At 38.2% G+C, this 13,475-nt stretch carries 16 protein-coding genes and 2 tRNA genes; 4 read left to right on the forward strand and 14 right to left on the reverse strand.

What is annotated here, in order from left to right:
* Positions 1-25 precede the first annotated feature (25 nt).
* A complete protein-coding gene (locus G4Z02_RS02135) occupies positions 26-931 on the forward strand; it encodes a Ppx/GppA phosphatase family protein (RefSeq protein WP_258878216.1) in 906 nt (301 codons plus the stop codon).
* Between the two features lie 2 nt (positions 932-933).
* Positions 934-2,949, forward strand: coding sequence for a polyphosphate kinase 1 (gene ppk1 / locus G4Z02_RS02140; RefSeq protein WP_258878217.1), 2,016 nt, complete (start codon positions 934-936; stop codon positions 2,947-2,949).
* 37 nt (positions 2,950-2,986) lie between these two features.
* On the opposite strand, the gene G4Z02_RS02145 is transcribed toward ppk1, so the two are convergent.
* Together G4Z02_RS02145 and G4Z02_RS02150 are read right to left on the reverse strand one after the other, a co-directional pair.
* A complete protein-coding gene (locus tag G4Z02_RS02145; RefSeq protein WP_258878218.1) occupies positions 2,987-3,595 on the reverse strand; it encodes a 50S ribosomal protein L25 in 609 nt (202 codons plus the stop codon).
* 64 nt (positions 3,596-3,659) lie between these two features.
* Positions 3,660-4,793: a THUMP domain-containing class I SAM-dependent RNA methyltransferase gene (locus G4Z02_RS02150; RefSeq protein ID WP_258878219.1), complete on the reverse strand. Its 1,134-nt coding sequence runs from the start codon at positions 4,791-4,793 to the stop codon at positions 3,660-3,662.
* A gap of 103 nt (positions 4,794-4,896) precedes the next feature.
* Here G4Z02_RS02150 and G4Z02_RS02155 point away from each other — a divergent pair, with 103 nt between their 5' ends.
* A complete protein-coding gene (locus G4Z02_RS02155) occupies positions 4,897-5,085 on the forward strand; it encodes a YgaP family membrane protein (protein WP_258878220.1) in 189 nt (62 codons plus the stop codon).
* 11 nt (positions 5,086-5,096) lie between these two features.
* Here the strand turns inward: G4Z02_RS02155 and G4Z02_RS02160 are convergent, their stop codons facing one another.
* The 8 genes from G4Z02_RS02160 to G4Z02_RS02195 form a co-directional block, all read right to left on the reverse strand.
* Positions 5,097-5,687, reverse strand: coding sequence for a hypothetical protein (locus tag G4Z02_RS02160; protein ID WP_258878221.1), 591 nt, complete (start codon positions 5,685-5,687; stop codon positions 5,097-5,099).
* Complete coding sequence (locus G4Z02_RS02165; protein WP_258878222.1) at positions 5,677-6,093, reverse strand: NUDIX hydrolase; 417 nt, start codon at positions 6,091-6,093, stop codon at positions 5,677-5,679. The genes G4Z02_RS02160 and G4Z02_RS02165 overlap by 11 nt, the downstream gene beginning before the upstream one ends.
* Before the next feature lie 2 nt (positions 6,094-6,095).
* On the reverse strand, positions 6,096-6,461 hold the full coding sequence (locus G4Z02_RS02170; protein WP_258878223.1) for a hypothetical protein: 366 nt from the start codon (positions 6,459-6,461) through the stop codon (positions 6,096-6,098).
* Positions 6,454-7,488 (reverse strand): A/G-specific adenine glycosylase, encoded by a 1,035-nt coding sequence (gene mutY, locus G4Z02_RS02175; protein ID WP_258878224.1) that lies wholly within the window; start codon positions 7,486-7,488, stop codon positions 6,454-6,456. Before mutY ends, G4Z02_RS02170 begins: the two co-directional genes overlap by 8 nt.
* A 72-nt stretch (positions 7,489-7,560) precedes the next feature.
* Positions 7,561-9,129 carry an L-lactate permease gene (locus G4Z02_RS02180; protein WP_258878225.1) on the reverse strand — a complete coding sequence of 523 codons (1,569 nt, stop codon included), beginning with the start codon at positions 9,127-9,129 and terminating at the stop codon, positions 7,561-7,563.
* A gap of 105 nt (positions 9,130-9,234) precedes the next feature.
* A tRNA-Ser gene (locus tag G4Z02_RS02185) sits at positions 9,235-9,325 on the reverse strand.
* 9 nt (positions 9,326-9,334) lie between these two features.
* Positions 9,335-9,829 carry a pyridoxamine 5'-phosphate oxidase family protein gene (locus tag G4Z02_RS02190; RefSeq protein ID WP_258878226.1) on the reverse strand — a complete coding sequence of 165 codons (495 nt, stop codon included), beginning with the start codon at positions 9,827-9,829 and terminating at the stop codon, positions 9,335-9,337.
* Between the two features lie 82 nt (positions 9,830-9,911).
* On the reverse strand, positions 9,912-10,376 hold the full coding sequence (locus G4Z02_RS02195; RefSeq protein WP_258878227.1) for a hypothetical protein: 465 nt from the start codon (positions 10,374-10,376) through the stop codon (positions 9,912-9,914).
* A gap of 98 nt (positions 10,377-10,474) precedes the next feature.
* Here G4Z02_RS02195 and G4Z02_RS02200 point away from each other — a divergent pair, with 98 nt between their 5' ends.
* Positions 10,475-10,996, forward strand: coding sequence for a hypothetical protein (locus G4Z02_RS02200; protein ID WP_258878228.1), 522 nt, complete (start codon positions 10,475-10,477; stop codon positions 10,994-10,996).
* A gap of 47 nt (positions 10,997-11,043) precedes the next feature.
* On the opposite strand, the gene G4Z02_RS02205 is transcribed toward G4Z02_RS02200, so the two are convergent.
* The 4 genes from G4Z02_RS02205 to G4Z02_RS02220 all read right to left on the reverse strand — a co-directional run bounded on the left by G4Z02_RS02205 (position 11,044) and on the right by G4Z02_RS02220 (position 13,436).
* Positions 11,044-11,128, reverse strand: a tRNA-Leu gene (locus G4Z02_RS02205).
* 76 nt (positions 11,129-11,204) lie between these two features.
* Positions 11,205-11,909 carry an amino acid ABC transporter ATP-binding protein gene (locus tag G4Z02_RS02210; RefSeq protein WP_258878229.1) on the reverse strand — a complete coding sequence of 235 codons (705 nt, stop codon included), beginning with the start codon at positions 11,907-11,909 and terminating at the stop codon, positions 11,205-11,207.
* The gene (locus tag G4Z02_RS02215) at positions 11,906-12,649 is read right to left on the reverse strand and encodes an amino acid ABC transporter permease (RefSeq protein WP_258878230.1); all 744 of its coding nucleotides are present in this window, start codon (positions 12,647-12,649) and stop codon (positions 11,906-11,908) included. The genes G4Z02_RS02210 and G4Z02_RS02215 overlap by 4 nt, the downstream gene beginning before the upstream one ends.
* The gene (locus G4Z02_RS02220; RefSeq protein WP_258878231.1) at positions 12,627-13,436 is read right to left on the reverse strand and encodes a transporter substrate-binding domain-containing protein; all 810 of its coding nucleotides are present in this window, start codon (positions 13,434-13,436) and stop codon (positions 12,627-12,629) included. The genes G4Z02_RS02215 and G4Z02_RS02220 overlap by 23 nt, the downstream gene beginning before the upstream one ends.
* Between the last annotated feature and the right edge of the window lie 39 nt (positions 13,437-13,475).

Raw genomic sequence — 13,475 nt, forward strand, 5'->3', positions numbered from 1 at the left:
AATAGGGTTAGAAGGATGTGATTGGATGCGACAAATTGGTATTGTCGATATCGGTAGTAATACCGTACGACTTTGTATCTATCGAGTAGGAAAGGGGCCTAATTATAACTTGGAGTTGAATCAAAAAGAATCCGTACGACTTCGAAATTACGTTGAGAATAATCGATTAAGTGAAACTGGGATTGAGAAATTACGCCGGATTCTACGTGTTTATACCGCCATATTGGATAAAGACGATATTGTTGAGGTAAAGTATTTTGCAACCCAAACAATTCGAATGGTGGACAATCAACAAGAGATCTTAGATGCGATGAACGCGGAATTTGGAATCACAATAGATGTCTTTAACGAAGAGGAAGAATCATTGTTTGGTTTTCGTGGGATGAATACCTTTTTGGTACATGAGGACGAGGGTTTGTATGTCGACCTTGGTGGAGGAAGTATGGAAATTGTCCACTTTCAAGGAGACGATCCGATTGAATACTACTGTTTTGATTTTGGTAGTATCGTCCTGAGAAGTATCATCGATCATGCGATTCCAACCGATGATGAAATTGCCTATCTACGCTCGTTCTTATTTGGAAAGTTCGAGGAAGTTCCCTGGTTACGCAATCTGCGGAAACCATTGATTGTTGTCGGTGGTAGTTCACGAAATTTGGTCCGTATCGATGCCTTTTTAACTCGACGAAAAGATGCGACCCACGGGTACCGTCTTGGCTTGCGGGAAATCACTCGCATTCGCAAAATACTAATGTTACTAACGTTGGAGGAAATCCAAAACATTGATGGGTTCACCCCATCACGTGCAGATATCATCATTCCTTCGATTTATGTATTTGAAACACTATTCCGTTACATTCAAGCCGACTACTACGTCTGTAGTCGTACAGGTCTTCGTGAAGGCGTTTTATTGGATATGATTGGAGGATAACTATGTCGTTTACACCACAATATTCCGGTCGTGAGTTAAGCTGGTTACAGTTCAATAAACGCGTGTTGGAAGAAGCGATAGATTCGAAGAATCCGCTTCTAGAACAACTGCGCTTTTTAGCGATTTTTGCTTCCAACTTGGATGAGTATTTTATGATCCGGATATCCGGAATGAAAAGCCAAGTGGATATTGGCTTGTCTACCCCTGATAAAAAGACGGGTTATATGGCGAGTGAATATTTGAATAAAATGCTGAAGAAATCCAAACAATTGATATCGATGCAGTATGAGATCTATCAACAACGTCTGGAGGAACTAAACACCTATATCAAGTTTGTACCGTTTGACGAGTTATCGAAGAAAAAACAAGATAAGATGAATCGCTATTTTAAAAATATTATTTATCCGATCTTAACACCGATTCGTTTTAGTTCGTACATGCCATTTCCATTGTTACCGAATTTAAGTGTCTACTTAATCTCCAAACTACAAGATGCAAAAGGGGATATTCACTACAGTGTTGTGACGGTACCAAAGAATGTGGAGCGCGTTGTTCATGTAAAGAAAGATCACTTCATTCTATTAGAAGACTTAATCGTCAATAATATTTCTTATCTCTATCCGGGACTAGATGTACTAGAAGTGTATCCCTTCCGGATAACACGGGACTTTGATATTGAATTTGACGATCAATCGGATGATTTTGCAAAGAGTGTCATGAGTGAATTAAAAAATCGGAAACGCGGCGACGCGGTCCGATTGGAGATCAGTAATCAAGCAAGTCCAGAGGTTCTCTCGTTCTTAAAAGAGAATTTGGATATTCATAAGAAATTTATCATCCCGATTGACGGCCCGATTGATTTAACGTTTTTACATGAACTACACGATAAAATACAAACACGAGTTGGTGGTTTGTCGTTTGTCCCCATTCCACCGATAAATCCCCGAGCATTCTCTACCGATGAATCAATGTTTGATACCTTGCGTAAGAAGGATGTGTTGCTGTTTCACCCCCACCATTCTTATGAACCCATTATCCGGTTAATAAAAGAAGCGTGTGAAGATCCACTTGTCGTTGCAATCAAACAAACCATCTATCGCACAAACAAGGATTCTCGCATCATGGAGTACTTGGTGAAAGCCGCAGAAAGCGGTAAACAAGTGACGGTACTCTTTGAACTACGAGCACGTTTTGATGAGGAAAACAATCTGTACTGGGGTACGGTATTGGAGCGAGCTGGAGCTCACGTTATCTATGGGGTTCCGAATTTAAAAACCCATTCCAAAGTACTGTTGATTGTGCGTAAGGACAAAAACACATTGGAGCGTTTTGTTCATTTTGGAACTGGTAATTACAACGAAGACAATGCGAAGATTTATACCGATGCGTCGTATTTCTCCTCGAAAAAGTTGATTGGTAGTGATGCCACCCACTTCTTCAATTACATTAGTTCCTATTCGCAAAAGCCACGTTATAAACGATTGGTCGCGTCACCGAATTCCATTCGGGATATGATTTTTGACAGAATCGATCAAGAAATCGCGAATCAAGAAACCAATCAAAACGGTCGAATCATATTCAAAGTCAATTCGATTACCGATGTGAAGATGATCAATAAACTGTATGAAGCGTCGCAAAAAGGCGTTCAAATAGATTTGATTGCTCGTGGTATTTGTTGTTTGGTCCCTCAAGTGGAAGGACTTAGTGAAAACATACATGTTCGATCGATCGTTGGTCGCTATTTAGAACATATGCGCATCTATTACTTCCATAACAACGATAAACCGCAAGTCTATTTAGCCAGTGCCGACTTGATGACACGGAATATGGAAACCCGGATTGAACTTGCGCTACCGATTTATGATCCCGTTTCGAAGAAAAAAATTATTCAGTTATTGCATCTACAACTAGAGGACAATGTCAAAGCCCGGGAAAATATTGAAGGGCATTACGATTATGTGAAACAGAAGACTCCTGTTGTGGATTCGCAGTTGGAACTATATCATATTTTAAAATAATAAAAAAGAGGTAGATTTTCTACCTCTTTTTGGTTGATTACTCTTCGTCTTCTGTTGCTTCTGGGTCTTCCCAACCTGCTAATGGATCATTATCAACTTCATCAGTTGCTTCCACTTCTTCAGCTATGGTTGCTAAGTTGGCAACGATTTGTTTCGGGTCATTTAACACGGCTAATCCTTCTGGTAATACAACGTCTTCTACATGAATTGCATCCACGTCTTTAAGGACACTTAAATCCACATCAATACTACTAACACCTTTACCAACTTTGTATTCTACTTCGAGTTCAGTTAAGTTTGTTGCAATGACTTGTCCACTTTCGCGTACAGCATCTTTGTTCAAGAAGTTCAGAGATACAGCAGCACTGATGGTATCATCTGCAGAAACTTTCATGAAATCAACATGAATCGTTTTATAGTTGGAAAGATAATCGGATTGATAGTCTTTAATATAAACTAAATGTTTATCCTTTCCTAAGGTTACTTCAAACGTCATCGATGTACCGTATTTTGCCATCGCTTTGCGGAGATCTTGATACTCTACTTGAATCGGTGTTGGATCAATACCATGTCCGTAAATGACGCCTGGAACTTGGTCGTTGTCGCGGATTTCTTTGACCTTACCTTGTCGTTCTAATAGCTTCATAAATTACACTCCTTTTTAAAATTCTCATATATTATACCACAAAGGGTTTAAAAATGCTACACTGTTACAACGGTGGACGGGGACCGTAATATTGATAGTACCACACTTCGATTCGACCGTTGTATAATTTCCGTCTTCGATCAGCTTTTTTGCCATAGTATTGTTCAAACTTTTGAAATGAAGTTAAAAAGTATAAACTAGCTGTTTGATATGGGGAAAATACTTGTTTCATCGTTTTGGTTAAGGAAATAATGGCACCTTCATCCATTAAGCGTTCCCCATACGGTGGATTGGATATCACTATTGGATAAGGTTGATCGATGACGATATCTTTGATATCCGATACACTGAACGTGATACAATCATCAACACCTGCTTCGATGGCATTTTCTTCCGCCTTGTGTAGATTCTCCTCTGATATATCAGAGGCATAGATGTGGATATCACTATCGTAATCAATGGCTTGATATGCTTTTTTTGTTTCCTCTTTTATGATGTCATTGGGAATGATATCCCATGCTTTAAAAGCAAAATCTCGATTCAAACCAGGAGCGATATTACGACCAATCATCGCCGCTTCTATGGGGATGGTCCCGGATCCACAAAACGTATCATATAGCACGCGATCCTTATTCCAATAACTAAGTTGAATTAGGGCAGCAGCAAGGGTTTCTTTTAGCGGTGCTTCCACAGTTTCAACGCGGTATCCTCGTTTATGTAATCCTGTTCCGGAGGTATCTATTGTGATTGTAGCAATGTCTTTTAATAACGATACCTGTATTGAGTAAGTGGGTCCATCTTCTTTCAACCAATGTACTTTATGGGCAAACATTAATTTATCCACGATTGCTTTTTTGACAATCTTCTGACAGTCGGAAATACTAAAGAGTTTGGATTTCACACTTTTCCCATTGACAATAGTCGTTCCATTCTTAGGAATAATCGATGGCCAGGAAAGCCGTTTGGTTTGATCGTATAGTTGATCAAATGTTGTTGCTTTAAATTCGCCAATGACCCATAAGACACGATCGGCAGTGCGCAACCATAAATTGGTTTTGACAATATCACGATAGGTTCCGTTAAAAAGAACTCTGCCGTTGTCGACAGAAATGATGTCATATCCCAATTGTTCCAATTCTCTTTTTACAACACTTTCTAAGCCAAATGTAGCGGTTGCTAATAGTGTTAATGTCTCCATCGTATCACCCAGTCTAAGAGTAGCATATTTATAAGTCTTTGTTAAGCATATTAATTCGTTTGTATGCAAATTAACGCTATAATAAAATAAAGAGGTGATGTCAATGAAGAAAAATGTCGGAAAAACCGATAGTTACATCCGCTATGGACTTGGACTGGTATTTATCGTCCTCGCCATCGTATGGCAATGGTGGATGGTAATTCCTGCCGTCTTGGCGATTGCAACAGGATACCTAGGAACATGTGGTCTGTATTCATTATTTGGAATCAATACGTGCAAGGTAAAAGACTAAAAAAGAACAACTTAGTTGTTCTTTTTTTGTGCGTATTGATCGAATTCATCACGTAGTAGAATAAATCGTTTTACAGACTCTTGATCGTTATAGGGCTCCACTTGAACGGTTTCCGTATTGACAACCGCATCGTATTCGCCAAGTAAGGTATCGAGTAATAAGAAATATCCATGAACATAGCGGTTATCGTCTTTGGTATACCCATTGATATAAATTTCTAGTTGCAGTGGAAATTCATCATTTTGGATTGTATAGTATATGTCTTCATATTCTAAATATAGATTATCTAAATCGATGGCTTGATCGGCTTGATTGGTGCGAGGTCGTAAGGGAACGATGCGCCATCGTTCATAGGATGGGGCAAGATTACAAAGTGTAAATACGGTTTCAAAAAGTGACATGTCGCCATCGGCACTAATGATTAATTCATACTGTCCATCTACTTGTTCAAAAGGAATGTCAAACACTAAGCCTTCGTCCACTTTGAGTAGTTCCTCGTGGATTAAGAGACTGTATTCCTCTGGTTGAGATTCTAGGTTGTGATAGATTTCTTCTTCCATCAATGTGAAGTAGTTCCAAAACGCTGTCATCTTAGTTGTCAAAAATCTCACCTCGTATCTCATGATAAATCTGAACCATATGTCCAATATTTCCTTCCCCAGCATAGAGATCCGAATCAAAAAAGTTTTCATTGATTGAGACCCATGTTAATGGATGCACTTCTTCAACTAATGTAACAGAATGTTTCAAACGTCCAATAAATACATTCATTGACATCTTGATTGGGTGCCAAAGGAAATCCAAATACGGATACAATGTTATCTCGTCTCTGGTAATACCGGTCTCTTCAAAAAGTTCTCGGTACGCACTATTAATAATCACTTCTCCATCATCTATCTTCCCGCCAACTAAGTTGTATTTTCCCTTATATGGATCGGACTGACGATGACACATTAAGATATGCTGTTCCGAAGGATCGAGTACCATAATTAAGTTATATCTACGCATCACTATCTCCCCTCATTTTTTGAGGAGGATTGTTCTTTTACAGTGACTGTATAATACAAAACAAACTCAATAATGATTCCATATAACCCACCCACTAAGAAGCCAGTGAGATCGACGAAACCACTTGTACTATAGAAGATTAATGAGATCAACAATCCGATAATTACACCTCGAATTGGAATGCGCCATAGGATTGTGCACGCAGGAATTAGTCCGAATACAACCCCCATTAACAACCGATTAAACCAGAACCAAAATAAGAACGAGTTGGATAGTGTTCCACCAAAACGAACGTTCGCACCAACGATGCAAAACACCCCTAAAATTGCTCCAGTAATTGCACCAATAAGGATTCTTTTTTTATTCATGATGACCTCCTAAGATATATGATTTAAATGCTTTAAACGCAGTAGGAATTGAGTAGGTCTCTTCCATCTCTTTTCGAGTGACAAACAAGCCTTCAATTTGCTCACTTAATGTAACATGATATCCTGTCATATGCCACTCTAAATGTGAGAAAATATGTGTGCTAGATTTCAGTTTTTTTACGGTTTTGATACCCTTAAGAACGAGTTTGATATCGTTAAGAGCTAACTTTCCTTCAAAATTTGGAAATTGATAGAGGGATGCCAACAGACCTTTTTCGGGTCTTTTTTCAATCAAATATCGACCGTTATATTTGACAACTAGTACTGTTATATTTTTGATTTTTCTTTTCGTTTTTTGTTGTTTTATAGGAATTACATCCGTTAGATTTTGATGGTATGCTTGACAGTATTTTTGAAGTGGACACTGAGTGCAATCTGGAGCACCATTTGGTTTGCACACAGTTGCACCTATTTCCATCAATGCTTGATTAAAATCACCCACTCGCGACTCGGGTAAAAGGTACTCTACCGTCTCTTTAATGAGACGTTTTGTTTTAGGATCTTTAATATTGTTTTTGTTGGCTGTAATTCGTGCGAAAACACGTAACACATTTCCATCAACGGCCGTATATGGTTGATCAAAAGCAATCGATGCGATCGCTCCGGATGTATAGGGTCCTATCCCTGGTAAGGATTGCAATTCCTCTACTCTTTGAGGTATGACTCCGTCATAATCATTGACGATTTTGATGGCTGCTTTTTTTAAGTTCGATGCCCGGGAATAATATCCTAGACCTTCCCATAATTTATGCAAGATGTCATCATCTAGTGTTGCTAAATCACGTACTGTTGGAACGTTTGAAATGAACCTTTCAAAATAAGGAATAACGGTCTCTACTCGGGTTTGTTGTAACATGATTTCACTAATCCAGACATGGTATGGATCAGGATTGTCACGCCATGGTAAAATCCGTTTTTGATGATCATACCAGGATAGTAACTCTTGTTGAAATTCAATAGGATTCATGAAAACACCTCACTTCTATTGTATCAAACATACGGCTCTTTCAAGAATAAAAAACTCAACATTTCTGTTGAGTTAAAATAGGATAAATGCTGCAAGTCCTGCTAAGAGCCCATAGAGGATTGCTGGGATAATTGTTTTTTTAATAATGGTTCCTTCTTGTCCTACAGTATTGACAACCGTTGATACACTGACAACATTATGAACACAAATCATGTTCCCAGCGGCACCACCGAGAACTTGTAACCCCAGTATTAATTCTGGGTTTAAGGCATATTGTTGTGCAATCTGATACTGCACTGGGCTAAAGGTGAGTGTACTTACGGTCGCACTACCAGTGATAAATGAACCGAGTTCTCCGACGAATGGCGCAAGGAATATCCAGATTCCATTTAAGCGTTCACCGAGGAAAGTCGCAAGATAGATGGGCATACTGTCGATATCGGATAGATTGATTCCACTGTTGCTGAAGATTTGTACTAACGCAAGTGTGGGGATTAATGCTAAGGCAGCTCCTTTGACGGTGTTAAAACTGATTAGTCCTGCGTCTTTAATATTCTTCGTCGAAGCACGTTGGATAAATACGGCAAGAATCGCTGAGACAATCAAGATGAATCCTGGTGAGTAGAGAAGTTCTAAACTACTACTTACTCCATCCACACCTAAAATTGTATTGTAAGATAGATCAATAAATGTTTTAAAAAAGGTTTTAACTCCAGGGATGATCCGTGACACAATCAATAACAAAATAACAATTCCATATGGTAACCATGCTCGGACAAGTGACATATCACTGTGAGCAATTTCCTCTACTTCTTGTTTGGCATTTATCCACGCATGTTTCGGAATGAGTATTTTGTATTTAATCGAGAGGGTGGCAAGGACTAGAGTTGTAATCGAACTAACAATGGTAACAAACTCATATCCTAATACTCGCAAGGTTACAAACGCAATGGATGTATAGAGTAAACCTATGAACAACGTCCAAGGTACGATTTCAAGATAATCCTTTTTCGTGGTATTTTTAGAGAAAAACGTTAGTAACATAAAGACGACAATCGTCGGCATAAATAGTCCACTGAGAAAGTCGACACTGGTGATATACGCTCCAACTTGATTAAAGAACTCTGCGGTGGTGTCGATATTTCCAAGTCCGATTTGAATCGGTGTTCCTACCGCAGCAAATGGTACGGGGACACTGTTGGAAACAAGTGCTAAGGTCGCAGCTGCGATTGGTGAAAAGCCAAGTGCCACCATCAGTGGTGCAACCACTACGGCTGGGGTACCAAATCCAGCGACTCCTTCAATAATCGCTCCAAATAAAAACGCAATTAAGATTGCTTGTAATCTCATATCGGTTGTAAGGGCATTAAAGCCATGATTAATTCGATCCACAGCGCCGTTTTTCTTTAAAATATTCATCATGAAGATCGCACCGAATAGAATAATCAATATACCGAATGCTTTATGTAAGCCTTGGAGAATCGAAGCCCCAAGGACAACGATGTCCATATCCCAGACGAAAAAGGCACTTAGTAATACAATTAAAAATGTAATTGTCATTCCTAAACGGGCACTCATCTTTAATAATACAAGAAATATAAAGGGTAAAATAATCGGTAAAAATGCAACGATAATGTTCATATCATCACTCCTCACGGACATTATATCATGGTTTTTTAAAAATGTATGTGGATGTACGATGAAAACGGATATCAAAAAAGCCCTTTCGGACTTTTCATTTTTATATGGCGGAGGAAAAGGGATTTGAACCCTTGCGCCGTGTTACCGACCTACTCGTGTTCGAGACGAGTCCCTTCAGCCACTTGGGTATTCCTCCTACATTATGTTATGACTTACGGTGGCCATGGCCACCAGTTCCTGTCATTTGTTTATGAACTTGATTCTCTTGATCTATATGATACGCTTGTCCCGGTCCAACAATGAAGTTTCCATTGATAATGGTACACTCCATCATCACGAAGTCCATACTAAATAATAACTCTGCCATTTCACCAAATTTATCAATGAACAAGTCTGCGATGTGTTTGTCGTCAACCTTTTGACAACTTGTAAGATACGACAACCGTCGACGGAAAAAGATATTCTTTGTCGATTTCTCATCTTCAATCATCATAATATTTATCGTCGGATTGTCGACAATGTTTTTGTAATGTTGCGCAATGGTACTAATCAAAATATAGATTGTACTATTTGCCATAACAAATGGTGCATAGGAACTATACGGTGTCTTTTGATCTTTAATGGATGCAATGGTTACAGATTGAAACAACGATGGAAACTGTTCGAGTAATAATTGTATATTCTCTAAAGTAGTAGCCATAATAAAACCTCCATTCCTACTATTATTTTACCATAGAAATAGAGGCGTTTTACATGAAAGTGCTTATTAAGAGTCCTCTATTCTAGATGACAATCATACCCATCATATATAGATAAACTAATAAAATGAGTCCTCTTGTAGCGGCATAACCAACCAGTAATAAAATCCGATTTGATGGAATCAATTCCGTAGCATCAAAGGGAACAATAGCTAATGTATAGGTGGTTGGTAGAAAGATTCCAAAGAAGACACCCCATTGATACATACTATCGGAGATTAAGAATGCTGTAACTAATGCGATGATGTATAGCCCGACCAAAACGAGTGGTTCTGTGACACGGGATAATCCAACTTCAATTGGCGAAACAAAGGCAAACGCCATCATCGCTATAACTGTTGATAGAATTAATAATGAAAATAGGACAACCACATTAAACTCATTGTATGGTTGAATTTGTAACACTATATAGATATCAATTGCAATTGATACCACAATCGCAATGACACGTAAAATTTGTTTTGTAAGTTGCTTCTTTAAGAGTTTCATCTGCGAACCTCCAGTTCAAGTATATCCCTATTATACTATTTAACCAGTGGAATACAAAATGAAATATGTTATAATTATATATAGGAAGGAGTGATTATATGGCATTTATCGGGGGACCAAACAATTCTCAGCATAATACCGTTGGAAGATTCTTTATCCAAGCAGAACTGGATCGGGAATCGGGAGGACCGTTAAGTAAACCACAAATCAATGTTCCAATCATAGGGTGGCTCTTAGAGTTGATTTTCCCATCCAAGAAATCACCAAGAAATGTCTATAATGGTTGGGAATTAAAACGGAAACAGAATCAGTATGTGTTTACATTTTATATCATTGTTTACTTATTCTTTAATGATGACGATGTGATAACTGCAGTCGAACAAGAGCGGATTCGAAAACTGATTAAGAAAACAAATGGGATTCTTACAGAAGAACACTACAATCAAATTAGGGAATTCAGTGTCAAAACTATTCGATTAGATGATGTTCTCACATTTATCAAAGAACATGGTTATCCCACGGAGTTTGTATTAGACACCCTGAAACAAGTTCGGGTTTTATTGAACAATGATCCAGTCTATGAATCGTTATTGAAGCAACTAGAGCAAACTGTAATATAATAAAAAAAGCGAATTTCGTTATTGAAATTCGCTTTATTTTTTTTGTCTGGTGCGGTTGATGGGATTTGAACCCACACGTCCGTTGGACACTACCCCCTCAAGGTAGCGCGTCTGCCATTCCGCCACAACCGCTTTTGTCTATTATATATTCTAACACAAAAGAATAAAAAGAAAAGTGAAAAACCAAAAAAAAGGACCAAAGTCCTTTTTAACGTACACGGTGCATAAATGCTTTTAATTCATCTGTTTTAGGATTGTCTAAAATAGATGGTTCCCCATGTTCTTTGATGTATCCATCGTCCATAAAGATGACGTAATCCGCAAAGTCTTTGACAAAGCTCATCACATGCGTAACAAATATGAATTGCTTCCCAAAACCTTTTAGTTCTTCCACTGCGGTTAAAACTTCATGGGTTAAGATTGGATCTAAGGCACTCGTTGGTTCATCTAAGAATACGACATCGGGATTAATACTTAACGCACGGGCAATACTCGCACGTTGTGCTTGTCCCCCGGAGACGTGTTTTGGAAGTTTATCCATTTGATCTTCAAGGTGCAACAATGTTAAATGCTGTTCGGCGATTTGGTTTGCTTCCTCTTTTTCGATATCTCTTGTTTTTTCTAAGATCAGTGTTATGTTTCGTTTTAAGGTTAAATGCGGAAATAGATTGTGACTTTGAAAAACAAAACCAACTTGCTTCTTGTATACTGGATCTTGTACATAAAAGTCATCAATGAAAATATCTCCTGAGGTAGGAACTTCAATTCCACTCATCAATCGAATTAATGTGGATTTCCCAGATCCAGATACTCCGATAATGGCGATTGAGTTGTATCCTTCCAAACTAAATTCTAGATTGTGTAATACTTCGACGTTATAGGTATGTGATACGTTGTCTATTTTTAATTTCATAGTGCCCACTTCCGTTCAATCCATTTGGTAAACTGTGACAATGGGATCGTAATCAGCAAGTATAATACCCACATTAATACATACCCTTCCACAAAAGCGAAGGTTTTTGATTGAGCGACACGAATCGCATAGAATAGTTCTGTATAGCTTAATACGTTTAATAGCGCACTCCCTTTGATAATTAAGGAAAAATTATTCATCATCGGTGGCATTAATATCCGAACGACTTGAGGAATAATAATGTAACGGTATTTTTGATACGAGGTAAATCCAAATAAATCCATGGCTAAGTATTGTTCTTCACCAATACTCGCAATGGCTGATTTATAAACGTTTTTCATATACGGTGTCATGTAGACGATAAGTCCCGTGATACCGAGTAAATTTCGATTGTAGTTATTAAATGCAGGTCCGATCAGGAATGCCATCACGATGATGAGTACTAAGAGAGGAGTCCCATAAATAATTTCGGTAAAAACATCGGTTAAGGCAACAAGATACTTGACCTTGGATACACTTAGTAAATAAAAAATGAATCCTAATATTAAACTCCCAAGTAGGGTAATTATGGATACAAGTATAGTATTATAGATTCCTGTTGTAATGAGGTTTTGATACGGTTCAAAGGATGAGATGTCAAAGGAACTGGATTGTAGCAATACGACAGTTGCAACAAATGCTGCAACTGTCAATACTGCTAAAAGATACGATATAATATTACTCGTTGATGTAGAATTCAAGACCGTAGCGTCCTAGATTTTCTAATATAATTGCATCCCAATCCGTAGCTAATGTGTCATATAACCCATCTTCATCATCAAACGTAGCGATAAAATCATTTGCTTGTTCAAGAAGTTCAGAGTTTCCTTCTTTTACTGCCATACCTATTGGGCTTGATACAAAGGCATCCCATAATACAATCGTATCATCTGGATTTGCGTTATATCCGTTAACAACGGGATTGGCACTCATTAGAAGAATGTCTGCGGTTCCTTGAGCAACGGATTCAATCGCGGTACTTAACTCGGTTGCTTCCGTTACTGTTTTACCATAGGATTCTGGAATGGTTACCGATACTTGGGTCGCAATACCAACATATCTTGTTGATTCAATTGCTAGAATTTCCTCAATCGTTGAATCTTCAGTAATTCCATTCGTCGCTGCAAAATCCGCATTTACCAATGAGATGATTTTGAAGTAAAAATATGGGTTACTGAAATCGACTTCTTTCTCGCGTTCCTCTGTAATACTCATTGATGCAATTGCAATGTCCAATTCACCAGAATCTAAGGCTGGGATAATTGCACCGAAATCGGTATTTACGATTTCCACTTCACGTCCTAAGAACTCTCCAAACGCCAATGCGATATCGACACTAATTCCTTCGGGATTATTGTCCGTATCTACGGTTTCAAATGGTGGATAACGTAAGTCCATTCCAACCCGCAACACATCATCACTATTCTTGCATGCACTTAGTACAAACACGAATGCGATTACACTAAGTGATAGTAGTACTTTTTTCATATTTTTTTGTCCTCCTCTAAAATACTTATAATTATTATA

This window comes from Candidatus Xianfuyuplasma coldseepsis (genome assembly GCF_014023125.1).
In the GTDB taxonomy this organism is placed as follows: domain Bacteria; phylum Bacillota_I; class Bacilli_A; order Izemoplasmatales; family Izemoplasmataceae; genus Xianfuyuplasma; species Xianfuyuplasma coldseepsis.